The organism is Dactylosporangium sp. CA-092794 (assembly GCF_050948465.1).
Classification (GTDB): Bacteria; Actinomycetota; Actinomycetes; order Mycobacteriales; family Micromonosporaceae; genus Dactylosporangium.
Window position 1 is genome coordinate 10017668 of the sequence record NZ_CP192044.1, and the last position, 26419, is coordinate 10044086.

The 26419-nt window shown below is 70.9% G+C and carries 27 protein-coding genes; 18 read left to right on the top strand and 9 right to left on the bottom strand.

The window, feature by feature from the left end:
* Positions 1–13 precede the first annotated feature (13 nt).
* Complete coding sequence (locus tag ACQPXD_RS42885; RefSeq protein WP_432828573.1) at positions 14–979, bottom strand: alpha/beta hydrolase family protein; 966 nt, start codon at positions 977–979, stop codon at positions 14–16.
* 121 nt (positions 980–1100) lie between these two features.
* Between ACQPXD_RS42885 and ACQPXD_RS42890 the strand changes: the two genes are divergently transcribed.
* A complete protein-coding gene (locus ACQPXD_RS42890; RefSeq protein ID WP_432828575.1) occupies positions 1101–2036 on the top strand; it encodes an AraC family transcriptional regulator in 936 nt (311 codons plus the stop codon).
* A 439-nt stretch (positions 2037–2475) separates the two neighbouring features.
* On the opposite strand, the gene ACQPXD_RS42895 is transcribed toward ACQPXD_RS42890, so the two are convergent.
* The 5 genes from ACQPXD_RS42895 to ACQPXD_RS42915 all read right to left on the bottom strand — a co-directional run bounded on the left by ACQPXD_RS42895 (position 2476) and on the right by ACQPXD_RS42915 (position 7357).
* Positions 2476–3357, bottom strand: a complete 882-nt coding sequence (locus ACQPXD_RS42895) for an NADP-dependent oxidoreductase (RefSeq protein WP_432828577.1) — start codon at positions 3355–3357, stop codon at positions 2476–2478.
* A gap of 148 nt (positions 3358–3505) precedes the next feature.
* Positions 3506–3901, bottom strand: coding sequence for a MerR family transcriptional regulator (locus ACQPXD_RS42900; protein WP_432828579.1), 396 nt, complete (start codon positions 3899–3901; stop codon positions 3506–3508).
* A gap of 575 nt (positions 3902–4476) precedes the next feature.
* Complete coding sequence (locus ACQPXD_RS42905) at positions 4477–5004, bottom strand: thiamine pyrophosphate-dependent enzyme (protein ID WP_432828581.1); 528 nt, start codon at positions 5002–5004, stop codon at positions 4477–4479.
* A 154-nt stretch (positions 5005–5158) separates the two neighbouring features.
* Positions 5159–6451, bottom strand: coding sequence for a nickel-dependent lactate racemase (gene larA / locus ACQPXD_RS42910; protein WP_432828583.1), 1293 nt, complete (start codon positions 6449–6451; stop codon positions 5159–5161).
* A 54-nt stretch (positions 6452–6505) separates the two neighbouring features.
* Positions 6506–7357 (bottom strand): asparagine synthase-related protein, encoded by an 852-nt coding sequence (locus tag ACQPXD_RS42915; RefSeq protein WP_432828585.1) that lies wholly within the window; start codon positions 7355–7357, stop codon positions 6506–6508.
* 65 nt (positions 7358–7422) lie between these two features.
* Between ACQPXD_RS42915 and larB the strand changes: the two genes are divergently transcribed.
* Together larB and larC are read left to right on the top strand one after the other, a co-directional pair.
* Positions 7423–8106 carry a nickel pincer cofactor biosynthesis protein LarB gene (gene larB, locus ACQPXD_RS42920; RefSeq protein ID WP_432828587.1) on the top strand — a complete coding sequence of 228 codons (684 nt, stop codon included), beginning with the start codon at positions 7423–7425 and terminating at the stop codon, positions 8104–8106.
* A gap of 5 nt (positions 8107–8111) precedes the next feature.
* Positions 8112–9302, top strand: a complete 1191-nt coding sequence (gene larC / locus ACQPXD_RS42925; RefSeq protein WP_432844166.1) for a nickel pincer cofactor biosynthesis protein LarC — start codon at positions 8112–8114, stop codon at positions 9300–9302.
* 195 nt (positions 9303–9497) lie between these two features.
* Here larC and hpaD read toward each other — a convergent pair whose 3' ends face one another.
* A complete protein-coding gene (hpaD, locus tag ACQPXD_RS42930; protein ID WP_432828589.1) occupies positions 9498–10529 on the bottom strand; it encodes a 3,4-dihydroxyphenylacetate 2,3-dioxygenase in 1032 nt (343 codons plus the stop codon).
* Positions 10530–10808: 279 nt separating this feature from the next.
* On the opposite strand from hpaD, the gene ACQPXD_RS42935 reads away from it, so the two are divergent.
* The 14 genes from ACQPXD_RS42935 to ACQPXD_RS43000 all read left to right on the top strand — a co-directional run bounded on the left by ACQPXD_RS42935 (position 10809) and on the right by ACQPXD_RS43000 (position 23418).
* A complete protein-coding gene (locus ACQPXD_RS42935) occupies positions 10809–11990 on the top strand; it encodes a cytochrome P450 (protein WP_432828591.1) in 1182 nt (393 codons plus the stop codon).
* Between the two features lie 64 nt (positions 11991–12054).
* The gene (locus ACQPXD_RS42940; protein WP_432828593.1) at positions 12055–12378 is read left to right on the top strand and encodes a 2Fe-2S iron-sulfur cluster-binding protein; all 324 of its coding nucleotides are present in this window, start codon (positions 12055–12057) and stop codon (positions 12376–12378) included.
* Between the two features lie 14 nt (positions 12379–12392).
* Positions 12393–13613 (top strand): NAD(P)/FAD-dependent oxidoreductase, encoded by a 1221-nt coding sequence (locus tag ACQPXD_RS42945; protein WP_432828595.1) that lies wholly within the window; start codon positions 12393–12395, stop codon positions 13611–13613.
* 34 nt (positions 13614–13647) lie between these two features.
* Positions 13648–14535 (top strand): MBL fold metallo-hydrolase, encoded by an 888-nt coding sequence (locus ACQPXD_RS42950; protein WP_432828597.1) that lies wholly within the window; start codon positions 13648–13650, stop codon positions 14533–14535.
* Between the two features lie 297 nt (positions 14536–14832).
* Positions 14833–16230, top strand: coding sequence for an MFS transporter (locus ACQPXD_RS42955; RefSeq protein ID WP_432828599.1), 1398 nt, complete (start codon positions 14833–14835; stop codon positions 16228–16230).
* Positions 16231–16410: 180 nt separating this feature from the next.
* Positions 16411–17370, top strand: coding sequence for a LysR family transcriptional regulator (locus tag ACQPXD_RS42960; protein ID WP_432828601.1), 960 nt, complete (start codon positions 16411–16413; stop codon positions 17368–17370).
* Positions 17371–17551: 181 nt separating this feature from the next.
* Positions 17552–18034, top strand: coding sequence for a carboxymuconolactone decarboxylase family protein (locus ACQPXD_RS42965; RefSeq protein ID WP_432828603.1), 483 nt, complete (start codon positions 17552–17554; stop codon positions 18032–18034).
* A 145-nt stretch (positions 18035–18179) separates the two neighbouring features.
* Positions 18180–19364, top strand: coding sequence for a cytochrome P450 (locus ACQPXD_RS42970; RefSeq protein ID WP_432828605.1), 1185 nt, complete (start codon positions 18180–18182; stop codon positions 19362–19364).
* A gap of 3 nt (positions 19365–19367) precedes the next feature.
* Positions 19368–19745 carry a hypothetical protein gene (locus tag ACQPXD_RS42975; protein ID WP_432828607.1) on the top strand — a complete coding sequence of 126 codons (378 nt, stop codon included), beginning with the start codon at positions 19368–19370 and terminating at the stop codon, positions 19743–19745.
* Positions 19745–20638 (top strand): hypothetical protein, encoded by an 894-nt coding sequence (locus tag ACQPXD_RS42980; RefSeq protein WP_432828608.1) that lies wholly within the window; start codon positions 19745–19747, stop codon positions 20636–20638. The genes ACQPXD_RS42975 and ACQPXD_RS42980 overlap by 1 nt, the downstream gene beginning before the upstream one ends.
* On the top strand, positions 20635–21561 hold the full coding sequence (locus ACQPXD_RS42985; protein WP_432828610.1) for a fumarylacetoacetate hydrolase family protein: 927 nt from the start codon (positions 20635–20637) through the stop codon (positions 21559–21561). The genes ACQPXD_RS42980 and ACQPXD_RS42985 overlap by 4 nt, the downstream gene beginning before the upstream one ends.
* A complete protein-coding gene (locus tag ACQPXD_RS42990; protein ID WP_432828612.1) occupies positions 21558–21998 on the top strand; it encodes a nuclear transport factor 2 family protein in 441 nt (146 codons plus the stop codon). The genes ACQPXD_RS42985 and ACQPXD_RS42990 overlap by 4 nt, the downstream gene beginning before the upstream one ends.
* Entirely contained in the window at positions 21995–22813 is an 819-nt protein-coding gene (locus ACQPXD_RS42995; protein ID WP_432828614.1) for an alpha/beta fold hydrolase, read from the top strand. Before ACQPXD_RS42990 ends, ACQPXD_RS42995 begins: the two co-directional genes overlap by 4 nt.
* Positions 22814–22866: 53 nt before the next feature.
* On the top strand, positions 22867–23418 hold the full coding sequence (locus ACQPXD_RS43000; protein WP_432828616.1) for an FCD domain-containing protein: 552 nt from the start codon (positions 22867–22869) through the stop codon (positions 23416–23418).
* A gap of 118 nt (positions 23419–23536) precedes the next feature.
* Here ACQPXD_RS43000 and ACQPXD_RS43005 read toward each other — a convergent pair whose 3' ends face one another.
* Positions 23537–24142, bottom strand: coding sequence for a DAK2 domain-containing protein (locus tag ACQPXD_RS43005; RefSeq protein ID WP_432828618.1), 606 nt, complete (start codon positions 24140–24142; stop codon positions 23537–23539).
* Between the two features lie 82 nt (positions 24143–24224).
* Entirely contained in the window at positions 24225–25256 is a 1032-nt protein-coding gene (locus ACQPXD_RS43010) for a dihydroxyacetone kinase subunit DhaK (protein ID WP_432828620.1), read from the bottom strand.
* 290 nt (positions 25257–25546) lie between these two features.
* Here ACQPXD_RS43010 and ACQPXD_RS43015 point away from each other — a divergent pair, with 290 nt between their 5' ends.
* Positions 25547–26416, top strand: a complete 870-nt coding sequence (locus ACQPXD_RS43015; RefSeq protein ID WP_432828622.1) for a hypothetical protein — start codon at positions 25547–25549, stop codon at positions 26414–26416.
* The last annotated feature ends 3 nt before the right edge of the window (positions 26417–26419 follow it).

Here is a 26419-nt window from a genome sequence, read left to right on the forward strand (position 1 = left end):
CGCTTTGCCGAGGTCAGGGTTTGGTTTCGGTTCGGCCCCACGGGGTGTCCATGCTTTGCAGCATGGTCACCGCCTCATTCCAGGACTTGTCGTCCGGATAAAGCTCGCTGCGCAGGTACGCCCACACCAGTGCGCGGAGCGCGGCGACCCGCTCGGGGTTCTCGTCGGTGGTTTCCGCCGCGTCGTAGGTGCTGATGCCGCCGAAGCTGTGTCCGGCTTCGTACAGCCACAGCAGGCTCTTGCGGCCCGGGCCCAGGCGGTAGGCGTCGGCACGCCAGTCCTTGCGTTCGCTGAAATACGTGTTCGTGTCTTCGTCGCTGGTGACGACCAGCGCCGGCGTCGTCATCCGGTCGAAGCGGGTGGTGCGCAGGATCGGCCAGTGCTCGGTCGCGTACGGCGCGAGGTCCTCGCCCAGGCCGGGCGCGCCGAGGAGCACGCCCGCCTTGATTCTCTGGTCGGGGAGGTAAACCTGCGAGCCGTTGACCGGGTCGGTGACCGTCGAGCCGCAGAGCATCCCCACGGTGTGCCCGCCCATCGAGTGGCCGACCGCGGCGATGCGGCTACGGTCGATACGCCCGCTCAGACCGGGCACGGTCGACTCGATCCGGTCGAGGTGGTCGAGGATCGTGCGCACGTCTTCGACCCGGGTACGCCAGTACAGCGGCGCCTCGAAACTGTCGGCCTCGCGCAGCCCGAGCGTCATCGAGTCCAGGTGCGTGGGTTGGATGACGACGAAACCGTGCGCGGCCCAGAAGTGCGCGACCGGACCGTACCCGTGCAGAGACGAAACGAAGTTGGAGGGGCCGTTCCCGTGGGACAGCACGATGACCGGCAGTTCCTCGCCGGCCTCGGGCACGGAGACCTTGATCTGCAGGTCGACGGCGCGGCCGGGGACGGGGATGGTCATTGGGCCGTAGGCGATGACGGGACTGGCCTGGTTGACTCCGAAGCCGGCGGTTTCGGTGAAGGCGGAGCTCATGGCACTCAACTCCTATTCCGCGTGCATTGCTGATCGGGGGTGTCGCATGCCTCCAGCCTGCGCGCCGAATGCTGAACGTTGAATGGTTGTCCGTTCGCAATTCTTGTGCGAGGGTACGGGCGTGGCAGTTGATCGCCTGTCCGAGGTGTTCGATCTGGTCGAGGTTCGTGGAGTGCTGTCCGGCGGGTTCGCCGCCCGGGGGCGGTGGTTCACGCGCGGCGAGGTGCACCTCCCGCTCAAGTTCCTCGCCGTCCCGTACGGGCAGGTCCGCCTGACCACCGACGGCCTCGACGCGCCGCTGACTCTCGAGCCCGGCGACGTCGCGATTCTCAACGACCGGTCGTGGCTACGGCTCGACGGCGGCACAGGCGACGAGCCACCGCGCGAAGTCGTGCCGGACGAGCACTTCTCGTTCGCCGTCGACCGTGAACGAGACGACGTGGTCGTGGGCGGCCGCATCGATCTCACCCCGGCCGGCCGGGCGCTCCTGCTCAACGCGCTCCCGCCGGTGGTGCACGTCGGGCCGTCGATCCCAGCCACGAACTCGCTGCGCGGCTGCGTGCACCGCATCGTCGACGAGATGACCAGCGGCAAGCCGGGGGCCGCCTTCGCGATCCGCCAGCACGGTCAGCTCCTGCTGCTCGAAGTCCTGCGCGCCTTCATGAGCACCACGGATCTGCCGCCGGGCTGGCTCGCAGCACTGGGCGACGAACGCCTCAGACCGGCCCTCGACCTCATGCACGACCGCCCGGACCGCGCATGGAGCCTGCAAGAACTCGCCCACGCCGCCGCCATGTCGCGCACCACGTTCGCCGTGCGCTTCCGCGAGGTGGCAGGTGCGCCACCGCTGACGTACCTCACCCAGTGGCGCATGCTGCTCGCCCAGCGGGCCCTGCGCGACGGCGACGTCCGGATCGCGTCGCTCGCGGCGGAGCTGGGCTACGCGTCGGAGGCCGCGTTCAGCACAGCGTTCAAACGCGAGGTCGGCGAAGCGCCGCTGCGCTTCAAGAACCGTGTAGCAGCGGGCACCCGTCCACGTGCTGCCGCAGGTACATGACCTGTCGCCGGATGCAGGCGTGGCCGACGAGGCCCACGTCCGACGGCGGCGCGATCACGTCCCAAAGCGGCTAGGCGCTGCACCCGCGCAGCGCGGTGCAGGGACCGGAAGTCTCCGTGATCATGCACAACCCGGCGCCGGCACCAACGGTTTTTCATGATCACGGAGCGCTGATGTACCCCCGTGTACCACAAGTCTCCGGGATCATGGCAAACCCGGTGTACGGTCACCGCGGACATCATGATCACGGAGACATACGTCCGGCCCGGCCGCGCAGATCGCAGGTTGCGCCCGCCTGTCGTGGTTGCTTGCGTGGGACGGCCCTGGCGATTCAGCGGGGTGGGGGTGTTGGTCGGTGTCGACGGTGAGGGTGCCCGAGGTCAGGCCGTCGCTGATTTCGCGGGTCAGGGCGGTTCCGGTTGTCGCGGCCGGGCACTTCTCATGCCACCTTGATAACAACCTTGCCCGCAGTGTGACCATTCTCGACGGTGGCGAGGGCAGCCGGGGCGTCGGAGAGCGGATGGACCGCGGTGATCACGGGTGCGAGGACTCCGTCGAGGGCCAGCCGGGCGGCCCGTTCCAGGTTCTTGCGGTCGATGCGACGCTCGACGAGACGCCCGCCCAGATCAGGCACAGACCTATCACCCACTGCGATGACGTTGCGGGGATCCCGGGCCAGCGGAGCGACCGTCCGCAGCGAGCTGCCTCCGGCCAGGTCGACGATCCCGTCGAAGCCGTCCGGAACCAGCTCGCGTGCCGCGGTGACGACGTCCTCGGTGGTGTAGTCGATGAACCGCACCCCGATGGCTTCGGCGTGCTCGCGTTTGGCGGTACTCCCGGTGCCGATCACCCGCAACTCGCGACCGATAGCCAGCCGGCCGACGGCGAGGCCGACCCCGCCCCCGACCCCGTTGACCAGGACCGTGGCACCGGCCGGGAGGCCGAGCTGGTCGAGCGCGTCCACCGCGGTCGTCCCGGCCACTGGCAGCGTCGCCGCCACGGTCGTGGACAGACCCGCCGGAATGCGCGCGGTGTTCGGCGCGGACAGCACCGTCGTCTCGGCGTAGGTGCCGCCACCGGTGAGGGCGAAGCCGAAGACCGCGTCACCCACCTCGAGCCCGTCGACGTCCTCGCCCAGGGCGAGAACGGTTCCCGCCGCCTCCATGCCCAGCACGCGGGGAAACGGACGCCCGCCGTCGAGCCCGGAGACCAGACCCGAGCGAAGAATGTGATCGAGGGGATTCACGCCGGCCACGGCGACCTGGATCAGCACCTCGCCGCGACCGGGGACGGGATCGGGACGATCGAAGAACTCCTGCACCTCGGGCCCGCCATACCTGCCGAAACCCCACGCCTGTCCCATTCTCTGCCGCCTCCCGTGTGACCGCCCCGGTGATTCCGGGCGCTGTCGCCATCCTCACCGCTCACATCGGTGTAAAGGGCAAGCGGCTGAGGTACAGGTCACAGCATCAGGCCGACAGTGCCGCCGGTTCCGGGGTCGTGGACAGCTTCGCCCGGTGCCGGCTGTTGGCCCTGATCAGCACGTCGAGCGCATCCCGGGTCTCGATCAGGTGCGCGATGTCGGCGTCGATCCGGTCGCGCTCGCGCATCATCGCCGTGAACGTCTCCTCGGCAACGCCCAGGTCACCCGGGACGTCCACACACGGCAGCACAGTCGCGATCACCCGGCTGGACATACCCGCGTCGAACAACTGCCGGATGAGCGACACACGCAGGACCTCGGCATCGGAATAGTGACGCTGCCCCGCGTCGGAGCGTGAGCTGGTCAGCAGGCCCTGCTCTTCGTAGTACCGCAGTGAGCGCGGACTCACGCCCGTGCGCTTGGACAGCTCGCCGATCCGCATCCCTGAGAGCCTACGCCCGCGCGCTCCAGGCTCAGACCGCCAGCGAGTCATGGACACCCGCGGACACCGCCACGGCCGGCAAGGGCGTCGCCCCGGCCCTACGACTGCGCACTTTTCTAGTACGCCGACAACACGCCGACTTGACAGGGAACATCGTCGAGACCGGCACCAACTCGTACCGGTTCGCCCAGCCCGGAAACCGGAGACGACGCGATACACCACACGCGTGCGCGAGAAGCTATCGATGTATCTTCGCTTGGCATATCGATGACCGTCTGGAAGATCGCGCTGTCGCGGACGACTAATCAAGATCCCGCCTGTTGACCTGCAGACCCGCAGGTCGAGAAGTGTGCTCCCCGCGCACGCGGGTGGTACCTGAAATGCTCCAATGGATTGACCCAGCGTAAGGTGCTCCCCGCCCTCGCCCAGGCGCACTGGCCCGAACTCGTCAGCACGGACCGCGGATCCGGTGTCCCGCAGTTGACCGGCGCCTACGTCGCCGGATGAGCCGGACCGGCCGCCCCTGACCGCCCGGCGCCCGCCGTTGCCTGCAACAGCGGGCGGCGGGACGGCGCTCAGGCGATCCGGTCGCCGGCGGTCACCGGGCGGGCTCGGTTGTCGACGCCCGGCAGCATCGCGGCCGGGTCACGGGTGACCGCGACGTCGAGCACGGTCGGGCCGGGGGTGCGCAGCGCCTGCCGCAGCGCCGGGCCCAGCTCGGCCGGGTGGTCGACCCGTACCCCGTGGCAGCCCAGGGACCGGGCGATGTCGGCGTAGTTGAGGTCGGACTCGGTCATCAGGCGGGCGACGCTGACCGGTGACTCGTCGCAGTGGAGCCGGTCGGCCACGCTCTCCCACCACCGGGCCATCCGGCGGGCGACGTCCGCCGCGCGCGGGGCCAGTCGCGCCCCAATGGCCGCCGCCGGTTCGAGCCCGGCCCGCAGGTCCTGCACGCCGAGCAGCGCGTCGCCCCACAGCAGCACATCCGGTTGGACGGTGCGGCCGAATTCCTCGGCCACGATGTCCAGCTGGACGATCACCGCGCCCGGGCCGGGCAGCGTGTAGCGCTTGGTGGCGATCTCCCCGAGCTTGCAGCCGATCACGAGCAGAAGGTCGGCCTCGTCGATCAGCGTGTCGGCGATGCGCTACTGGACGGTGATCCCCGCCGTCGCCGGTCTGCTCGTCCTCGGGCTCCTGCCGCTCGGGCTGCGCAGCCGCCTCGCCGAGTACGACGTCGCGTTCGCCGAACGGGGGTTGTCACGGTTCCACGGGCCACGCCTGGTGAACGCGCGACCTGCCGACGACATACGGAATCGTCTGCGGCCCTTCCGGCAGCACGCAGATGGACGCCGCGGAGTCCAGGCGGCGCACGAACTCGCCGATGTCGGCCGTCTGCTCCAGGTGTGCCGCGGCGAGTTCCTCGTCGGACAGGTACGACGTGTGCATCACCACCCTCGCGGTGGCCTGGATGCGGGCCTGGATCTGCACCTGCCACTGGTCCGGCACCGTGTGCGTGCGCGCCTCGATCTCTGCCATCAGCGCTTGCGGCGACGACTGCGAGGTGAGCACCTCCCGGTACGAGCCATGGTCGGGGAACCCGTCGCGGCACTCGGCCGCACAGATGATGGTGCCGCCGGGGCGCACCACCTGGTGCGCTGCCGACATTCCCTTCACCGCCTGGTAGAGGTTCTGGTCGAGCGGGAAGCCGGCGTTGGTGGTGATGACGACGTCGAAGCGGCCGGTTACGGGCCGCATCGAGACGCGGCGGGCGACATCGGTCGCGGCGCCGTGCATGTCGAGCAGGTCGCCGCCGAATGCCGACACGATGCGCTGGTTGCGGTCGAGCACGACGTCGAGCCCGAAGTCGACCCCGGTGCCCGCGGCGATCGCCCGCACGTCGTCGTGGACGGGATTGCCGCGCGTGATTCCCCACACCGCCTTGGGATGGCCGATTCTGCGCGCGTCGTGCAGGGTCAGGACGGTCTCCAGGGCGGCCAGGCCGGGCGCGACCAGCTTCGGTCCGCCCGAGAAGCCGGCGAAGAAGTGCGGCTCGACGAAGCCCGTGGTGATTCTGACATCGGCCTCCGCCCATTCGCGGTTGAGCCACACGGGCACGTTGTCGCCGAACCGGCCGATCCAGCGCAACGAGTCCGCGGCCCGCGCGTCGTGGTTGACGATGCGGACCCGGTCCACCGCGTCGCCGAACATCACGCGCAGTTCGGCAGGGCTGTTCCCGCGGTGGGTGCCGGTGGCCACCAGTACCACGATGTCGTCCGGAGCAATGACGCCGTCGAGCTCGTCGAGGATTGCCGGGATCATCAGCTCGCGGGGCTGAGGCCGGGTGCCGTCGCAGGCCGAGATGGCCACGGTCTGGCCGCGCCGGACCCGTTCCCGCAGCGGCGGCCCGCCGACGGGCGTGCGCAGCGCCGCCCGCAAAGCCTGCATCGGATCGGGCGCCGCCGGTGGATGATCCGGCGTGATGACAGTGGTACGTCCGTCCGGAACGTCCACCCAGATGCCGTCGGTGCCGTAGGCGAGCTTGACTTCCAACTCCGAGGGGCTCCTTGTCAGCGGTTCTCGAGCGGCCACGGCGGGCGTTTCGGGCTAGGCATGGCGCCAGCGCTGTGCATCCGGGAGCAGGTCGTTCATCGCACCGGATCGGAATGCGGCGACGTGCAGCCGGGCGTCGCCGAAGCCGGCGTCGGCGACCGCCCGGGCGACGGCGGGGTCGGCCCCGGCCGGGCCGACGAGATGGGCGTCGACTTCGAGGCGGACCTCATCACCGAGATCGCGGACCCGCAGGTCGTTCAGCCCGGCACCGGCCAGCGCGGCACGCACGGCCGTCTCGGCCCGGTGGACCCGCGACAGGCGTTGCGTGGAGATGACGACGCCGAACGCGATCCGGCTGGACAGGCAGGGCGTCGCCGGCTTGCGCCACGTGGCGAGTCCCCAATGCCGGGCAAGTTGCCGAACCTGGTCCTTCGCGAAGCCCAGGTCGGCGAGTGGGGTGCGCACGCCGTGCCTGGCGGCGGCCCTGATGCCGGGCCGGAAGCCGCCCGCGACGTCGGAGGCGTTCGTCCCGGTCGCCACTGTGACGAACCCGTGGGTGCCGGCGAAGGCGCGCGCCGCGCCCGCCAGCGTGTCCTTGCAGAAGTAGCACCGCATCGGCCCGTTCTCCCGATAGCCGGCGACGTCCATCTCCCCGGTCGCAATGAGGCGGTGCTCTACGGCGTGCTGCCGGCAGAACTCGCGAGCGGCGCTGACCTCCTCGCCGGGCACCGCGGGCGAAACCGCTGTGGCCGCGACGACGTTGTGCGTGCCCAGTGCACGCGCCGCAGCCACCACGACCAGACTTGAGTCGACGCCGCCGGAGAACGCCACCAGGGTACGGCCATATCCGGCAACCTCGTCAAGCAGGCGGCCCGCGAGCACCTGGATGTCCGGCACGGTACCCACGTATTCTCTCCTGGCCTGTCGTATCACACTGGCGTATGAGAAATGATATCAAGATGAGGGTCAGGGTGACAGAGGATCTTGGGTTCGCACGGCTGGACCTGCAGCGCGAGCAGCGCACCGGCGACCCAGAAGTCGTGTTCGGGGCCGGCAAGACTCCGCAGCAGATCGCCGAGCTGCTGAGCGTGCTGCACGACGCACATCCTGACCGAGCGGTGATGGCGACCAGGCTCAGTCCCGAGGCGGCGGCACACTGCCGCGCCCAGCTGCCCGACGCGGAGGTGGACGACCTCGCCGGGGTAGCGGTTGTCGGCCGGTATCCGCAGCCCAAGGGCTCGGTGACGATCGTGGCCGCCGGCACGAGCGACCTGCCGGTGGTTCGCGAGTGCGCGGTGACGGTCCGGGTTTTCGGCGCGGCGGTCGACACGGTGCTCGATGTCGGCGTGGCGGGTCTGCACCGCCTGCTCGATCAGCGCGACCGCATCGGCCGCGCCGATGTTGTCGTCGCGGTCGCCGGCATGGAGGCGGCGCTGCCATCGGTGCTGGGCGGCCTGATCGGGGCGCCGCTGATCGCGGTGCCCACCAGCGTCGGCTACGGCTGGCACATGGACGGCCTTGCCGCGTGGCTGTCCGTGCTCAACAGCTGCGCGCCGGGCGTGTTGGGAGTAAATGTGGACAACGGCTTCGGCGCGGGCGTTGCCGCTGCACGGATCGCCCGCCGTGCGGCGACGCCACGGGGGAGCCGGTCGTGAGGGCGATGTGGGTGGACGCATCCAACGGCGTGGCCGGCGACATGCTGCTGGCGGCGTTGCTCGATGCCGGCGCGAGTGAGCAGGCGGTGCGTGCCGCACTGGGACGGCTGCCGGTAGAGACGATCACCTTGCGAACCACGTCCGTACGCCGCCATGGACTGCGGGCGCTGCGGGCCGAAGTGCTCGCGCCAGAGGCGGCGGCCCGCCGCGGGATCGAAGACATCCGGCGCGTCATCACCAGCGCGGGCCTGGCCGCGCCGGCGACCGACTTCGCACTGTCGACGTTCCAGCTTCTCGCCCGGGCCGAGGCCCGCGTGCACGGCGTTGCCGAGCATGAGGTGCACTTCCACGAGGTCGGCGCGCTGGACGCGATCGCCGACGTGGTCGGCTGTGCGGTCGCGCTCCATGAGCTGTCGTTGCTGCGCGGCGCGCGGCGTGTGGTCGGACCGGTGGCGGTCGGCTCGGGCACCGCACTCACCGCCCACGGCCGGCTGCCGGTGCCGGTGCCGGCCGTGCTCGAACTGCTCAGCGCCGCCGGTGCCCCGATCACATCCCATCCCTCACCGACCGAACTGTGCACACCGACGGGGGCGGCCCTCCTGGTCAACCTGGCCACGTCGTGGGGGCCCCCGCCGGCACTCACCGGTTTTGTAGTCGGCGTCGGCGGCGGCACCAGGGATCCGGACACCCACCCCAACGCGGTGCGGGTCGTGGTCGGCACCGCCGGGGCCGGCGCAGACACGCTGACGACGTCGATGATGCAGATCGAGGCCACCATCGACGACATGGACCCACGACTGTGGCCGGACGTGATATCGCAGTTGCGCGGCATCGGCGCGGCTGACGCCTGGTGTGTCCCGGCGCTGACCCACAAGGGCCGGCCCGGCCAGGTGCTCACGGTGCTGGTCGACCCCGATCTCGTCGACGCCGCGTGTGCGATGGTGTTCACGCAGACGACGACGTTAGGGCTCCGCCTTTCGCCGGTATCGCGACGGCGGCTACGGCGAGACGTGGTGCGGGTGCTCGTCGACGGGTACCAGGTCGACGTCAAGCGCGCTTATCTGGGTGACGGGACGGTCCGGCTGCAGCCGGAGTACGACGACGCGAAGGTGGCTGCGGCGGGCTTGGGACTGCCGATCGCCGAGGCGATCGACCGCGCCCGCCGGGAGGCCGCCGGCAGGGCAGATCCCGAGTGACTCCCCCGCGCCTCGGGGGTGCGTATGCCTAGCCACGCCAGGGTGGGCGGACCAGACCGGCCGGGCAGCGGTACCGGAAACCGGCCGTTCACCGAAAGGCACCCGGACCGCCGCGAGCCGCTCCCGCGCCAGTCCGCTCCACATTGGCACCGGGGTGCCGGCCGCCCGTGGGCGGCCGGTTCGCCGTGGACCCGGTCAGCTCGTGACGACGCCGAGGCCGTCGGCGCCCACCCGCACCGCCGACTCGTCGACGTTCGCCTCGCGCAACGGCTGTATCGTAGCGTCCAGCCCGAGCACGGGGCTGGCCTCCTTGTACCAGGACTCGATGACGGCGTTGCCCCAGAAGTCCCGGCGGCGCGGGTCACGGACGTTCCAGCGCAGCACCGGGTGGTCCGGGTCGCCGGTGAAGTAGTCACTGGTGTACACCTCGAGCCGGTGGCCGTCCGGGTCGCGCAGGTAGACGTAGAACGCGTTGGAGACGCCGTGCCGGCCGGGCCCCCTCTCGATGTGCTGCTCCAGCCCGAGGGAGCCGAAGATGTCGCAGGTGCGCAGCACCTGCGCCGACTCATGGGCGAAGAAGCCGAGATGGTGCAGACGCGGGCCGGCGCCGCCGGTGAAGGCCACGTCGTGCACGGTCTGCTTGCGGTACATCCAGGCGGCGTACAGCTTCTCGCCGTCCTCGATCGTCTCGGAGCAGCTGAACCCGAGCGACTCGTAGTGGGCGAAGGCCGCGGGGATGTCCGGCACCACGATATTGAAGTGGTCCAGCCGGGCGATCTCCGCGCCGCGGCGCAGGTCGTAGCGCTGATGCAGCCGCTCGACCGGATCGATGTCGTGGAAGAATTCGACCACGAATCCCAGCGGGTCCTCGACCCGCACGCTCTCGCCCACCCCGACCGTTGCGCCGGCCGGGAAGCGCTTGACCGGACAGCCCCGCGCGCCGAAGAACCGCTCGGCCCGGTCCAGGTCGGCGGGGCTGCGCACGCGGAACGCCAGCCGGTCGGCCGCGGCCGTGTCGCCGCGGCGCAGCACCAGGCTGTGGTGCGTCAGCTCGTCGAAGCCCCGCAGGTACAAGGCGTCGCGCTCCTCGTGCTGCACGACCATGCCGAGCATGTCGACCCAGAACCACCGCGATCGAGCCAGGTCGGTGACAACCAGTTCGGCGTACGCGGAGCGGACGATGTCCGGCGGGACGATCCCGTCGAGCCGTGTCTGCGGGGCAGGCATCGCAACATCCCCTCACCTGGACCGCGACGTTGTGGCGCCCGCGCGGTCGGAGCCTATTCTACACGGAATCATATCTGATACCGTGCACCTGGTCGAGCCGCGGCTTCCTCGGGTCAATCGAGGTTGTTGCACAGATTCTTTTGCTGGACAGCCATATTGGACTTGCTCATGCTTACCTGACGAGCGGCCGGTCGAGACGACCGGCCGGACACCCGGCCGCGGGCGTCACCGCACGACGGGGACGCGGAGCACAAGGACCGAATGCAGGCGGTGGTGAGGATGACCCGAGCGATCGGCGCCGGCGATGACGTCACGCTCACTGAACTCTGGGCCGACCCGTATCCGACATATGCCATGCTGCGCCGGCACGAGCCGGTCGCCTGGGTGCCGGCGGTGAACCGGTACCTCGTCACCAGGCACCGTGACATCGTGGACCTGGAGCGCCGCCCCGAGGTCTTCAGCGCGGACGAGACCGGCTCGTTGATGAAGCGCGTGATGGGCCACACCATGCTGCGCAAGGACGGCCCGGCGCACGACCGCGAACGGACTGGCGCCGAGCCGTCGATGCGGCCGCGGCGGGTCCGCGACCACTGGACCCCGCTGTTCCAGCGGGTGGCCGACGACCTGATCGACGGCTTCGCCGGGCGCGGCGAGGCCGACCTGTTCCGCGACTTCGCCGGCCCGTTCGCCGCCGTCAACCTCGCGATGATGCTCGGTTTCGATGACGTCGACGCCGCGGACCTGCAGGAGTGGTCGCAGGCGATGATGGACGGCACCGGCAACTACGGCGACGTCGAGGCCGTGTGGCAGCGGGCGGAAGCGGCCGCCGCCGGCGTGGACGCCGCGGTGCTGCGCGCGGTGGAACGGCTCCGGTCCCACCCGCGTCAGTCCCTGATCTCCGCCATGCTGCATGCCGAGGATCCGCTCGGCGTCGACGAGATCCGGGCGAACGTCAAGATGTTCATCGGCGGTGGCCTCAACGAGCCCCGCGACTCGCTTGCCACCGGGCTGTACGCGCTGCTGAGCAATCCCGATCAGGCTCAGGCGTGCATCGACGACCCGGGGCTGTGGCGGCGGGCGTTCGAGGAGACCGTCCGATGGGTCGCCCCGATCGGTATGTACCCGAGGCAGACCACCCGCGAGGTCGAGCTCGGCGGCACCGTCCTGCCGGCCCGGGCGAAGCTGGGCATCGTCCTGGCGTCCGCCAACCGCGACGAGGACGTGTTCGACGACCCGGACAGCTTCGATGTCCGCCGCGCCGCGAACCACCACATCAGCTTCGGCGGCGGGCCGCACTACTGCCTCGGCTCGTTCGCCGCCCGCGCCGAGGTGAGCCAGGTCGCCTGGCCGACGCTCTTCCGACGGCTGCGCAACCTGCGCCTCGACCCGGACAGACCGGTCCGGTGGGGTGGCTGGGTGTTCCGCGGCGTGCTGAACCTGCCGGTCCGCTGGGACCCGTGAACGGATCCCAGCCGCCCGCGAGCATCGCCCCGAATCCCGCCCCCTCTTCGAGAGGTATCCCATAGTGCCAATCGTCAACTTCCGCCACCCGGACGGCTCCATCGACGTCGTGGACGCCTCGCTGAACAACTCGTTGATGTCCGCGGCCATCAAGCATCCGGTCGACGGGATCATCGCCGAGTGCGGCGGCAACGCGATGTGCGCGACGTGCCACGTGTACGTCGAGCCGGCGTTCGCCGACCGGCTTCCGGCGATGGCCGAGGAGGAGGACGAGATGCTCGACGGAACGGCCAGCCCCCGCACCGGGCTCAGCCGCCTGAGCTGTCAGCTCGTGGTCACCGAGGAACTGGCCGGGATGACCGTCGACGTGCCGCCGGACCAGGTCTGACGATGGATTCCCGGGTGGTTGTACTGGGCGCCGGGCACGCCGGGGTGGAAGCGGCCGCGGCCCTGCGCAAGGCGGGGTTCGGCGGGGCGGTGACGCTGGTCGGCGACGAGGACGCGCTGCCGTACCAACGCCCGCCGCTGTCGAAGGACTACCTGGCCGGCACACAGGACGCGCCCCTACCGCTACGGGGCGAAGGGTTCTACGCCGGCCAGGACATCGAGCTGCGCACCGGGCAGCGGGTCACCGGCATCGACCGTGCGGCGCGGCGGCTGGTTTCGCGGGCGGGCGCACCCATCGGGTACGACCACCTGATCCTCGCTCTGGGCGCGCTGCCCCGGCCGCTGCCGCTCGCCGAACCGTACCCGGACGGGGTGCGATACCTGCGAACGGTCCACGACAGCGACGAGCTGCGCGGCCGGCTGGCGTCCGGCATCCGGGTGGTCGTCGTCGGTGGGGGCTTCCTCGGCCTCGAGTTCGCCTCGGTCGCCGCCGCCCGCGGCGCGGCCGTCACCGTTGTCGAGTCCGCGCCGGCGTTGATGGGGCGGGCGGTGTCGGCACCGGTGGCGGACACGTTCGCCCGGCTGCACCGCGACGCAGGCATCGAGGTACTGACCGCTGAGAGCGTCACGCGGATCCGCTCCGCCGAGGGGCGCGTCGTCGCGGTCGACACCGCCTCCGGCCGGCGCATCCCGGCGGACCTCGTCATGGTGTCGATCGGCGCGACCCCCAACACCGCGCTGGCCCGCGCCGCCGGCCTCGCCGTCGGCGACGGCATCCTGGTCGACGCATGGTTGCGTACCTCGGATCCGGCCATCTCCGCCATTGGTGACTGTGCCCGCTGGCGGGTGGACGGCGGCACGCGCCGGCTGGAGTCGGTGCAGAACGCCACCGACCAGGCCCGCTGCGTGGCGGCGCGGCTCGCCGGGACGGTCCGCCCGTACGCAGCGGTGCCCTGGTTCTGGACCGACCAGGGCGTCGGGAAACTGCAGATGGTCGGCGTCCCGGGCGCACGCGACAGGTTCGTCGTGCGCGGCCGGCCGGAGTCGCTCACCTTCTCCGTCTTCCACTTCGACGGCGACCGGCTCACCTGGGTCGAGTCGGTCGGGCGGCCCGGCGACCACCGCGCCGCGCGGCGGCTGCTGGAGGCCGGTGCCGGCCTCTCCCCCGACGAGGCCGCCGACCCCGACACCGATCTCAAGGCACTGGCCCGCTCCCGGGTCGTCGCGGCACGCTAACCGGCCTTCCCGGGCGCGCACACGAGGAGATGGCATGCACACGCATTCCGGGCACGCGCACGTGGCCGGTCCGCTGCACGGACACCGGCTGCTGGACGACCCGGTCTCCGTCGCCGCGGTGCACGCGATCCCGGTCGGCCACCGGACGCTGGTCGGGCTGTCCGACGGCTTCCTGCTGATGTCGCCGGGTTTCCTCGGTACCCCGGAGGCGCCCACGGCCGGGCACGACACGCTGCGTCGCCGCTACGGCGAGGTGCGGCTGCCGCTCGGCTGCTTCCTGCTGCCCGGCGACCGGGCAGCGCTCATCGACACCGGGCTCGGCGCTCACGACTTCGAGCAACGCGACACCCTCGTCGGCGGCAACCTGCTGTCGCAGCTCGCGCGGCAGGGCGTACGGCCGGACGACGTCGCCGTGCTGGCGCTGAGCCACCTGCACGCCGACCACTCGGGCACGATCGGCGACCCGGTGACCGGCCGGCCGGTGTTCGCCAACGCGCAGACGTTCGTCGGTCGCGGCGACTGGGAGTACTTCGTCGAGCGGGAGCTGGCCCCGGTCCCGATCGCGCCGCACACCCGGGCCGCCCTGCTGGAGCTCGAACGGCGCGGACAGATCACCCTGACCGACGGCGAGCAGAACATCGCCGCCGGCCTCCGGTCGATCTCGGCGCCCGGCCACACACCCGGCCACACCGTCTATGCGGTCCACGACCACGGCGTGCGGGTGCTGGTGCTCGGCGACGCCATGCACTGCCCGCAGCAGCTGGACCACCTGGACTGGCAGATCACGTTCGACGTCGACCCGGTGCTGGCGAGGCAGACCCGCGACCGGCTGCACGCCGACCTGGCGGCGCACGGCGGCGGCGCGGTCGGCTGTCACTTCCCCGAGCTCCGGCTCGGCCGGATCCTGACCCGCGCGGCGTGACTCCCGCGCGGGTCAGGAGCATCCCCGCGCAGGACGGCGCCGCGGCCACGTCCAGCGCCTGATCCGGCGTCGGCCCATCGGCCATCTCGTTGGGCGTCTCGCCGATGTGCACGATCCAGTGTGAAGCGTCACAGGATTGCCGCCAGTGGTAGTCAGGTAGGTTCTTTATAGCGATCAATCGTATAGAAAATAAGATCGACGATCAAAGGTGATCAACGCGCGCCGAAGTCGCCGGGCGCCGCGCCGGCGCGGCACCACCTCGGCGCCGACGCGCGCCGCGACGACTCTGGAGGACTGTTGAGCGGACCAGCGGAAGCCGAGATCCCTCTCGCCGCTCCGGTCGGCGGCCGCGCCGGCCTGCGCCGCGCGTTCGTCTCACTGCGCACCCGCAACTACCGGCTCTTCGCCGTCGGGCAGTTCTTCTCCAGCACCGGCCTGTGGATTCAGCGCATCGGTCAGGACTGGCTGGTGCTGACCCTCACCGGCAGCGTCACGGCGGTCGGCATCACCACGACACTGCAGTTCCTGCCGACCCTGCTGTTCGGACTGCTCAGCGGCGTGCTGGCCGACCGATATCCGAAGCGGCGCCTCCTGCTGTACACGCAGATCGTGGCGGCGCTGCTGTCCGCCCTGCTGGCCGTCCTAACACTCACCCACCAGGTACAGGTGTGGCACGTCTTCGTCATCGCGTTCGGGCTCGGCGTCGCGGCCGCCCTGGAGATCCCGACCCGGCACTCGTTCGTCAACGAACTGGTCCCTCCCTCCCAGCTGCGCAACGCGATCAGCCTCAATGCCGCGATCTTCCAGCTGGGCGCGCTGATCGGGCCGGCGATCAGCGGGTACCTCGTCCACGCGGTCGGCCCGGGCTACTCCTTCGCCATCAACGCCGGCTCGTACCTCGTACCGATGGCCGCACTGCTGTGGATGCGGCAGGACGCGTTGCGCCAGCCACCCCGCCCGTCGGTCACCGAACGGGCCGGTCGCCAGCTCGTCGACGGCCTGCGCTACGTCGCGCAACGGCCGGACATCCTGTGGACCACCGTGTTGATCGGCACGTTCGGCACCTTCATCGCGAGCATCCCGGTGACCAACGCCGCCTTCGCCCGGATGGTTTTCAACAGCGGAGCGGCGGGCTACGGAATGCTCAGCTCGGTGGTCGCGGTCGGCTCGTTGGTCGGCGCGCTGTTCGCCGCCTCCCGGGACCGCCCGCGGCTGCGCACCAGCGTCATCGCGGCGATGTGCCTGTCGGCGCTCTACGTGCTCGCCGGTGTCGTGCCCGGGCTCATCGGCTACGCGATCGTCGCGGCCGCCATCGGCATGATGACGATGACGCTCGTGACGGCCGCCAACTCCACGGTGCAGACCAGCGCCGAGGACCATATCCGCGGGCGGGTGATGGGGCTGTACATCCTGGTCTTCCTCGGCGGCGGCGCGGCCGGCGGGCCGATCATCGGCGCCGTCGCCGAGCATTACGGGCCGCGCGCCGGCATGCTGGTCAACGGCATCGCCGCCGGGCTCGTGACGGTGCTCGTCGCGATCCAGCTGGCCCGCGCGGTCGGGGTCCGGATCCGGGTGCCGCTGCCGCGCCGGCCGGCGTACGTGATCGAGGTCGCCCCGTCCGCACGCCGGCGGCGGTCCGCTGCCGCGGTGCCCGATCCCGCGGAGTCGCCCGGTCCGCCCGGACAAGGCCGGTGACATCCACTCGACCGTGGACGGCCGACGCAGGCGACAGGGCTGGGATTTCGTCGGAAATCCGATATAATGTCGTATCGCGGCTGCGCCGGCCGCGAGCGGCGTCCCGCTCCCGCCACCACCCCGCCACCGCCCGTCGGGTGCGCGCCGCCGATGGCTCTCGCACCGGGATGGGTACGCGCCGTGGACGTCAACTACACCATCCGCCAGCTGCAGTACTTCGCGGCGGTCGCGCAGACCGGCACGATCAGCGCCGCCGCCAGCCGCGTCCATGTGTCGCAGTCAGCGCTGTCGCTGGCGGTCTCCCAGCTGGAGCGCGGCCTGGGGGTCAAGCTGCTGGTCCGGCACCGGGCCAAGGGCGTCGAGCTCACCCCGGCCGGGACCCGGCTGCTGGCGCTCGCGGAGTCGCTGCTCGCCCAGGCGGCCGATCTGCAGACGAAGGCCGGCGTCGAGCGCGGCGGCGCGCTGTCCGGGACCCTGGCGGTGGGCTGCTACACGACGCTCGCCCCGATCTACGTCCCGCCGCTGCTGACCGGGTTCAAGGAGGAGTGTCCGGACATCGTCCTGGAGCTCGCCGAGTACGCCCAGCCGGAACTGCAGCGGGACCTGCACGAGGCAGTGCTGGAACTGGCGCTGCTGTACGACTTCCAACTCGACGCGGACCTGGAGTACATCGAGGTGCAGACGCTGTACCCGCACGTGCTGATGTCGGAGGATCACCGCTTCGCCAACGACGCGACGGTGAGCCTCACCGCGCTGGCGAACGAGCCGATGATCCTCTTCGACGTGCCGCCCAGCCGGGAGAACTGGGAGCGCATGATGAACGCTATCGGCATCGAGCCGATGATCGGGCACCGCACCCACAACTTCGAGCTCACCCGGTGCCTGGTAGGCCGCGGGCTCGGATATGCGATGCTGTTCCAACGCCCGCCGGTGGACCTGACCTACGAGGGACGGCGGGTCGTGGCTCGGCCCATCGAGGAGAGTGTCCCGCCGATCCGGCTCGTGCTGGCCTACCCGTCCCGCACGAACCTGACCGCCCGCGCGCACCGGTTCGCCGAATTCACGATCGCCACCTTCGGCACAGACACCGCGACGACGGTCGAGCCGCACCGCCCGGCCGGCGAAGGGACCGGCCGGTGAGCGAGCTACGCGGCCGGCCCAGATCGGCGCGGCGGCAGCGGGTCGAAGCGAGCTACGCGGCCGGCCCAGATCGGCGCGGCGGCAGCGGGTCGAGCCGATCGAACCCGAGACGCTCGCCGGCGCGCAACGCGCGCTGTACGACGCCATCACCGGCGGCCCACGCCGGCAGAAGCAGAGCCAGGTGCCGATCACCGATGGGTCCGGCCGGCTGCTCGGCCCGTTCGGGCTCATGCTGATCGCCCCCGAGGTGGGTGATGCCGTCCAGCAGCTCGGGGCGGCGCTGCGCTTCCGCAGCGGGCTGAGCCCGCGCGTCCGCGAGTTGGCCATCCTCACCGTGGCCGTCGCCGCCGGCTGCGAGTTCGAGTGGTGGGCGCACGAACAGGCCGCCCTGGCCGCCGGCCTGACCGTCGAGCAGCTGCAGTCCATCCTGGACGGTGCCGTGCCCGACGGGCTGAGCGACGCCGAGCGGGAGGCCGCCGGGGTCAGCCTCGCGCTGTCCCGCCGGCGACGGCTGGACGACGCCGAGTACGCCGCCGCGCAGCGGACCCTCGGCACGGCCACGCTCGCGGAGCTCACCTGGCTCGTCGGCTACTACGGCACCCTCGCCCTCGCGCTCGAGGTCTTCGCCCCCGCGTCGCCGGCACCGCACGACGACGACGGGTGAGACGGCGCGTTCATCGCGGAAACCGAGGAACAACGCCGGGAATGCATGTTTGACGCTCGTTCTCGGGCGTTCCTACGCTGCCGGTACTACGTCTCCGCACCGGCCACCGCAGGCCGCGGCGGACGGTCCCGCGGTGAGGTGAACAGTGCCTGCAGACCAGCAGACGGTCCTCGACGAAATCCTCTTGTCCGATTTGTATAACGATCCGTACCCGATCTATCGACGGCTCCGGGCGCAGGCGCCCGTGGCCTGGGTCCCGGCCGCCAACCGGTACCTGGTGACCCGCTACGACGACATCGTCCATCTGGAGCGGAACCCGGAGATCTTCAGCGCCAACGAGCACGGCTCGCTGATGACCCGCATCATGGGGCACACGCTGCTGCGCAAGGACGGCGACGCCCACCGGCGGGAACGGGCCGCGGCCGAGGCACCGATGCGGCCGCGCACGGTCAAGCACCACTGGCTGCCGTTGTTCCAGCGCAACGCCGACGACCTGATCGACGAGTTCGCCGGCGACGGTACGGCCGACCTGTTCCAGCAGTTCGCCGGCCCGCTCGCGGCGCGCAACCTCGCCCTGGTGCTGGGCCTGCGCGACGCCCTCGACACGGATATGCAGCGCTGGTCGCAGGCCATGATGGACGGCGGCGGGAACTACGCCGACGATCCGGTCGTCTGGCAGCGTGCCGACACGGCGGCGGCCGAGATCGATGACGCCGTCTACGCGGCGGTCCGGCATGCGCGCCGGCAGCCCGACGAGTCCGTCATCTCGGCCATGGTGCACGCGCCCGACCCGCTGACCATCGACGAGATCCGCGCCAACGTGAAGGTGTTCGTCGGCGGCGGCCTGAACGAGCCACGCGACTCGATCTGCGTCGCGACCTGGGCGGTGCTGACCCACCCCACGATCCGCGCCGAGGTCGAGGCCGACCCGGCCCGGTGGCGGGCGGTGTTCGAGGAAGCCATCCGCTGGGTCGCGCCGATCGGCATGTACCCGCGGGAGGTCACGCGGACCGTCGAGCTGGGCGGCGTGACCCTCGAGCCCGGCTCTCGCATCGGAGTCTGCCTCGGCTCGGCCAACCGCGACGAGACCGTCTTCGAGCGCCCCGACGAGTTCGACATCAACCGCGCCAACAAGGCGCACATCGCGTTCGGCGGCGGACCGCACTTCTGCCTGGGCACCTGGGTCGCCCGGGCACAGGTGGCCCAGGTCGCGCTGCCGACGCTGTTCCGGCGGCTGCCCGGCCTGCGGCTGAGCGACACCGAGGAGGTCCGGCTCGGCGGCTGGGTATTCCGGGGCTTGCTCAACCTTCCGGTCAGCTGGACGGTGTGAGCGATGATCGAGCTGCCACCGTTCAGCCTCGACGAGCCCGGCACCATCGAGTTCACCGCGCTGCGGGCGCTGCAGGGACAGGCGCTGAACCGGTTCGCGCTCAGCCTGCGCAAGCCCGGCAACCGCGCCGCGTTCCTCGCCGACGAGACCGGCTATCTGCGCGCCGCGGGCCTGAGCGACGCCGAGATCGACCTGGTGCGGCGGCGGGACTGGACCGGCCTCATGCAGGTCGGCGGCCACCTGCAGGCCGTCCTCAAGCTGGCCGCGACGGTGGGGCAGGACCTGTGGCACGTCGGCGCCCACAACGTCGGCTGCACCCGGGACGAACTGCTCGCCGCGTGCCCCCGCCGGGTCAGCGGGATTCCGGGGAGTGACGGCTGATGGCCTGCGTCGTCGCCGGGATCGGCATCTCCCACACCCCGTCGATGGGGATCGAGTTCGACCGTGGCACGGCCGGGGGCACCGGCTTCAGCCAGCGCTGGCAGCCCTGGTACGACGGCACCCGGCGGATCGAGCGGCTACTGCGCGCCCTGGCGCCGGACCACCTCGTCGTGGTGTACAACGACCACCTCAACTACTTCGACCTGGACAACTACCCGACGCTGGCCATCGGGGTCGGCGAACGGTTCCGTCAGGCCGACGAGGGCTGGGGCCTGCGGCACCTGCCGGACCTCAACGGCGACGTCCGGTGGGGCCTGCACCTGACCGAGCACCTGGTCACCAGCGAGTTCGACATGACCGTCAGCCAGGACCTGGCGGTCGACCACGGCATCTTCTCGTGGCTGCCGTACCTGCTGGAGCGGCCGTGGCCGGTCACCGTCACACCGATCGCGGTGAACATGATCCGCCACCCGCTGCCGACGGCGCGCAGGCTGCACGCGCTCGGGCGGGCGCTGCGCACCGGCGTCGAGTCGTTCGCGGCCGACGAGCGGGTCGTGGTCATCGCCACCGGAGGCATGTCCCACCAGATCAGCGGCGCGCGGTTCGGGATCGCGAACGAGGGCCTGGACCGGTGGTTCCTGGACATGCTCCCCGACCATCTCGACCAGCTGATGGCCATTCCGGTGCGGGAGTACATGCGGTATGGCGGGACGGAGGCCGCCGAACTGTCGCTGTGGTTCGCCATGCGGTCGGCGTTGTCGGCCGACGCGCGGGCCGTCTACCGGTTCCAGACCTTTCCGGCGATCACCGGCTGCGGAGCTCTGGTGATGCTCGAACCCGGCGTGGCAGTCGACGACGACCTCGCCGAGGACACCAAGGAGACGACACGATGAGGTTCGGAACGGTTCGCTCGAACGGCCGGGAACGCGTGGTCGCCGCGCTCGATGAACAGCACGGGCTGCTGCTCGAGGGTGTGCCGAGCCTCGCGCAGATCATCGCGGACTGGCCGGCCGCGGAGCCGGTGGTGAAGCAGGCCCTCGCCACCGACCGGGCGGGCGCCCGCCATGTCGACCAGTTCGACTGGCTCCCGCCGATCCCCCGGCCGGGCAAGGTCATCTGCGTCGCGCTCAACAACAGCGCCAACACCGACCGCATCATGAGCGGGCCGAAGCATCCCGCGATGTTCCTGAAGCCGGCGTCCTCCCTGATCGGCCACGGCCAGTCCATCCGCCTGCGCGCCGACTACGGCCGGGTCCACCCGGAGCCGGAACTCGCCGTGGTCATCGGCCGGGGCGGCGTCGACATTTCCCACGACACGGCGCTGGACCACGTGTTCGGGTACACCATCATGAACGACCTCACGTCCCCCACCATGCGGGGCGAGGACACGTTCCACTACCGCGCCATCCATCCTGCCTCCGACGGCTCGTCCGGCCTGTCCTATGTCGACACCTGGGTCACGTACCCGATGCGGTACAAGGGGTCCGACACGTTCGGCCCGATCGGGCCGTGGGTTGCCACGACGGACGAGATCCCGGACCCGCACGACCTGACCATCCAGTGCGTCCACCAGGGCCGGGTGGTGACCGCCGACAACACCGCGAACCTGCTGCACTCGGTAGCGGACGTCATCGCGTTCGTGTCGCGGTACACGGCGCTGGAGACCGCGGACATCATCGCCATGGGTACCGCGCTGAAGGCGTCGGCCGCGGGTGGCTCCGCGGTGCAGAACGTCGACCTCACCGCGCTCGGCGGCCCGATCGACGTCAGCATCTCCGGCATCGGCACGCTGAGCAACCCGGTGGAGATGCGATGACAGCCGGGCTGCGGGCCGACATCGACGCGGTCATGGCCGACTGGGCGTACTACATCGACCACGACGATGTCGACGCGCTGATGGACCTGTTCACCGCGGACGCGCGGTACGTCGCCGGCAGCGCCAGCCTGCACGGCAAGGACGAGATCGCCGCGCGGTACCGAGCCCGCACCCGCTTCGGCGCCCGCTCCACCCGCCACGTCTACAGCGGGCTGCGCCTCACCGAGGTCACCGCGGCGTCGGTCCGGGCGACGAGCACCTGGACCTGCTACGCGGCGAACGAGCCGGCGCCGGTGCAACGCGCCGCGGTGTACCTGGTCGCCGACTTCATCGACCGCCTGACCTACTGCGATGACGCGACGTGGCGGATTGCCGAACGCACCATCGTCGAGGTGTTCCGGGAACCGTCGCTCGCGCCGGTGAGCGGGCCGGCGTGACGGCGCCGGAGCCGTTGCTCATCGACACGTTCTCTGTCGACGTGCCAGGAGGCCGCCTGCACGGCGAGGCGACCGGCGCCGGCGCGGCCGTGGTCCTGCTGCATGCTTTCGGCTGTGACCGGTCCATGTGGGATCCGCAGTTCACCGCGTTCGCCGGACGGCACCGGCCGGTCCGCTACGACATGCGCGGCTTCGGCGCCTCCGCCGCACCGATCGCCGGCGCCGGCCACGTGGCCGATCTGCTCGCCGTCCTCGACGCGCTCGGCATCGCGCGGGCGCATCTGGTCGGCTTGTCCCTCGGTGGCAACGTCGCGCTCGCCGCGGCCGTCGAAGCCCCCGACCGCGTCGCCGGGGTGGTGCTGTGCTCGCCAGGACTGCCGGGACACCGATGGACCACGCCCCGGCCGCCCGACGAGGCGGCGGATATCGCCCGTCGTGAGGGCATACCGGCCGCCAGGACCTTCTGGCTCCAGCATCCGCTCTTCGAGCCCACCCGCGCCCACCCCTCGGCCTACCGGACGTTGGTGTCGATGGTCGAGCGGTTCGCCGGCGAGCCGTGGCGGGACCAGGCGGCCGTCGAACCGCTCGCCCCGCTGAACGACCGGCTCGGCGCGGTGACGGCTCCGATGCTGGTCATCAACGGCGAGCAGGATCTCGACGGGTACCGCGAGATCGGCCGGGCCATCCACCGGCAGGCACCCCATGCCGAGCACCACGAGATCGCCGGCGCCGGCCACCTGGTGAATCTTGAGCAGCCCGACGCGTTCAACCGCCTCACCGGCCGCTTCCTCAACGAGCTCGACCAGCACCACTGACCTGGGCCGGCAGCGGTATCGGACCGGGCGAGACCGTGATCCTGGAGGAGAAGATGACACCCCACAACTTGAATACCCGCACACTCCGGCCCGGCGAGCAGTCGCTGCCGTCCGCGACGATGGTCGAGGACCAGCCGGAAGGCCCGGGCGGGTCCGCCGGCAGCCTGGCCGAGTGGCGGGGCGACCGGGCCTCCCGGGACCGGATCGCCGAGACGGTCGCGGTGCTGGAGTCCGCGGTGACCGCACTGAGCGCCCCATCGCTCACACCGGCCGACCTGCAGGCGGCGCGTCACACGAACCGGCAGTTGGCCGAGGTGGTCGAACGCGGCGTGGCGGATACCGCGGCCGAGGCCAGCACGCTCATCAATGCGTTCCACGAGCGGCTCTCCCTGCGGTGTGCCAACGCGCGGATGGTCGAGCTGCTCGGCGAGGAGATGACGCTGCTGCGGGCCCTCGACGCGGGCGCCGCACCACTGTCCTCGGCCCGGCTGCGCCGGATCGTCGAGGAGCACGAGGACATCGTCAACCAGATCGAGGCCGACCCCGCGGCATCCACCATGCCATACATGCTGCGCACCCACCGCGGGCACACCTGCCGCCTGTGACGGGGGGGCTGCGAAGGTGACTGGGCCCGTCCGGGGGACCGGACAGGCCCAGTCGATCGGGCGGAGACCTGGGTCAGTCCTGCCCCGCGCCCGCGGCGATGGCGTCGGCGATGACGGCCTACGCGCTCGCACCGGCGTCCGGCCGGCCCTGTGCCCGCTCGCCGATCCAGCCGGCCCGCCCGACCTGGGGACGCATCGACGCCGTCGCCTCAGCGCCGGCGCGGGCGCCGTCAGCGGCCGCCCGAAGCGCGGTGAACCCGTCCCCACCGGCATCACGCGCCCGGTCACGGGAGGCGAGCAGGGCGTCGAGCACGGTACGCTGTCCGGCGCTGACCTCGCCGCGGCGCGCCACGCCGGCGGCCATCACATCGAACATCTCGGTGACCTCCGCTCCCGTCAAGGCCGGCCGGCCGGCGAGCGCGCGCCCCGCGTCGCGCCACGCCATGCCGAGCAGCGTGCCGAACGTGGACGGCGCGCTGCGGCTCAAGGCCGTGCCGGCGCGCAGCAGGACGGCGCCGGCGTCGCTCGGCACGTCGCCGGCGAGCTCCCGCTCCACCGCGGCGAACCCGATCACCAGGCTCTCGCCGAGATCGCCGTCGCCGGCCGCGGCGTCGAGCGCGGTCAGCTCGGCCCGGGCGTCGCGCACCCGTGCGCACGCCGAGAGCATACCGGCGCGCAGCCGCGCGGCGTCCACCGTCGCTCCGCTTCGCTGCGGACCGCTCATGCGCCCTCCGCTCCGCTCCGGCCGCACGAGCTCCACCTCGAGTTCATGATGAACGGCCTCCTCCGCTGCGCTCCGGAACCGCTCATGCCGGCGCCTGGGCAGCTGCCGCAGCGGCGATCAGCGGCTCGACGGTCTCGTCCAGGTGCAGCAGGCTGATCGACGCGCCGGCCATCTCCAGCGAGGTCGCGTACTCCCCGACGAACACGTGGCGCGGCGTGACCTGTGCCTTCTCCAGCAACTGGTGTACCCCGCGGTAGATGAGGTACAGCTCCTCACGCGGCGTGGCCCCGAGACCGTTGACGAGCACCGCGACCTCGTCGCCGGCGGACAGGCCGAGTTCGGTGATCAGCTGCGGCACCATCTCCTCGACCAGCTCGTCGGCGGTGACCAGGGGGCCGCGCCGGGTCCCCGGCTCACCGTGGATTCCGGTGCCGATCTCCATCTCGTCCGGCCCCAGCTCGAAATTGGGGGCGCCGACCGTGGGCAGGATCGCGCCGGACAGGGCGACGCCGATGCTGCGCGTGCGCGAGAGCGCGTACCGGGTCAGCGCGGCGACCTCGGCCAGATCACGGCCCTCGTGCGCGGCGCCGGCCGCAACCGCGTAGCCGAAGAAGATGCCGGCGATGCCACGCCGCTGCGCGGCCTGCTCCGCCGGCGCGGAGAGGATGTCGTCGGCGGCGCGGACCGACTCGACGGCGATGCCGTGGTCACCGGCGAGATCCGCCGCGGCCTCGAAGTTGATCCGGTCCCCGCCGTAGTTGCCGTACAGGTACAGCACACCCTTGCCGGAGTCGATCGCCCTGGTGACGGCCAGCATGACCTCGGTGCTCGGCGAGGCGAACATGTTGCCGACCGCACACCCGTCGGCCAGCCCGCGCACCACGTACCCGACGAACAGCGGCAGGTGGCCGGAGCCGCCGCCGGTCGCGATCGCCACCCTCCCCCGCTGCGAGCCGTCGGCGCGGACCACCGCCCTGGGCTCCTCGGGCAACCGGCGGGCCCGGCCGGGATGCGCCAGCAGCAGGCCCTCCAGGGCCTCGTCGGCGAAGCGTTCCGGATTGTTGAGAAACTTGCGCATGTGGTGGTGCCCGGGCCCGACCCGGGTCAGCTCCATTTCTCGAGTACGGGATCGACAGCCTTGAAGGCCCGTTGGAACAGGTCAAACGAAGATCGGCCGGCGCCTCGGCAGGTTGTCGCGGTCATATACCAATCCGCACAGATCGTATAGGATTTTCGATAGGTCAGTCAATAGATTCTGGGCCGGACGCCGCCGGGTAACATCTAGACTTGATACGATTTTGTATTGTAGATTTCGGTACCGGCACAGCCGTGCCCTCATCGGCCGGTCGCGCGACGCACCGGATCGACCACCAATCCCTCACCTGACGCCCGGGAGGCCGCGCCATGACCGAGTTGAGCGAAGGTCTTGATCTGTCAAACATCGACTCGATCTCGCCCGAAGAGGTCCAGCAGAACCTCGCGCACGTCTGGAGCTGGCGCGGCCCGCTCTACGAGACGTACGCGATGAGCCTCTACATCGACTACGCACCGGACTTCGGCAAACTGTCCCGGTGGAGCGGCGACGTCTTCGGCCGGCGCTCCGGCTCGCGCAACGTCATCCTGGCCAGTGCCCAGAACATCCACAGTTACATGATGCTGGGCTGGGAGACGGGCATCCGCAACGAGTTCTACGTGCTCTGGCGCAACGGGATGTCGAAGGAGGACGTGCTCGAGCTGGTCATGTTCTCCCAGCTGTACGCGGGCATGCGGGGACTGGGTCACGTGTACCACGCCGTCGGCGACCTCCTGCCGACGTTCGCGCCGCCGAAGGAGGCGGCCACCTACCCGGAAGGCTGGGCGGCCGACCCGGAGGCGTTCAAGTGCGGCCTGGACCTGTCCACCCGTGACCTGACCGCTGCCGACATCGCCAACCTCACCGAGTGGTACGAGCGGACGATCGGCTACGTGCCGAAGTCGATCCAGTTCGGCATCAAGCGCAACCCCAAGTTCGTCAAGCTGAACCGGGCCCGCTGGGAGGTCACGCTCAAGACGGTACCGAAGCAGCTCGCCCCGTACCTCATGCTCCGCCACCACACCATCACCCAGTCCGTGGACGGCCTGCGCGAGTCCGCGCTGCTGGCCAAGGCGTGGGGCATCACCCCGGACCTCGTCGTGCGCGCCGTCACGAACACGGCGATGTACTTCACCCACTTCGAAGGGCTCTACGCGGTCGAAGAGGCGCTGGAGGACATCCTCGAGAACTGGGACAAGTGACGG

What these genes read in the sequence shown, in the direction of transcription:
- ACQPXD_RS42885 (WP_432828573.1), bottom strand. Translation starts at nt 979, where the DNA reads ATGAGCTCCGCCTTCACCGAAACCGCCGGCTTCGGAGTCAACCAGGCC.
- ACQPXD_RS42900 (WP_432828579.1), bottom strand. Translation starts at nt 3,901, where the DNA reads ATGCGGATCGGCGAGCTGTCCAAGCGCACGGGCGTGAGTCCGCGCTCA.
- larC (WP_432844166.1), top strand. Translation starts at nt 8,112, where the DNA reads ATGTGGGTGGACGCATCCAACGGCGTGGCCGGCGACATGCTGCTGGCG.
- hpaD (WP_432828589.1), bottom strand. Translation starts at nt 10,529, where the DNA reads ATGCCTGCCCCGCAGACACGGCTCGACGGGATCGTCCCGCCGGACATC.
- ACQPXD_RS42935 (WP_432828591.1), top strand. Translation starts at nt 10,809, where the DNA reads ATGACCCGAGCGATCGGCGCCGGCGATGACGTCACGCTCACTGAACTC.
- ACQPXD_RS42950 (WP_432828597.1), top strand. Translation starts at nt 13,648, where the DNA reads ATGCACACGCATTCCGGGCACGCGCACGTGGCCGGTCCGCTGCACGGA.
- ACQPXD_RS42975 (WP_432828607.1), top strand. Translation starts at nt 19,368, where the DNA reads ATGATCGAGCTGCCACCGTTCAGCCTCGACGAGCCCGGCACCATCGAG.
- ACQPXD_RS42980 (WP_432828608.1), top strand. Translation starts at nt 19,745, where the DNA reads ATGGCCTGCGTCGTCGCCGGGATCGGCATCTCCCACACCCCGTCGATG.
- ACQPXD_RS42985 (WP_432828610.1), top strand. Translation starts at nt 20,635, where the DNA reads ATGAGGTTCGGAACGGTTCGCTCGAACGGCCGGGAACGCGTGGTCGCC.
- ACQPXD_RS42990 (WP_432828612.1), top strand. Translation starts at nt 21,558, where the DNA reads ATGACAGCCGGGCTGCGGGCCGACATCGACGCGGTCATGGCCGACTGG.
- ACQPXD_RS43000 (WP_432828616.1), top strand. Translation starts at nt 22,867, where the DNA reads ATGACACCCCACAACTTGAATACCCGCACACTCCGGCCCGGCGAGCAG.
- ACQPXD_RS43005 (WP_432828618.1), bottom strand. Translation starts at nt 24,142, where the DNA reads ATGAGCGGTCCGCAGCGAAGCGGAGCGACGGTGGACGCCGCGCGGCTG.
- ACQPXD_RS43010 (WP_432828620.1), bottom strand. Translation starts at nt 25,256, where the DNA reads ATGGAGCTGACCCGGGTCGGGCCCGGGCACCACCACATGCGCAAGTTT.
- ACQPXD_RS43015 (WP_432828622.1), top strand. Translation starts at nt 25,547, where the DNA reads ATGACCGAGTTGAGCGAAGGTCTTGATCTGTCAAACATCGACTCGATC.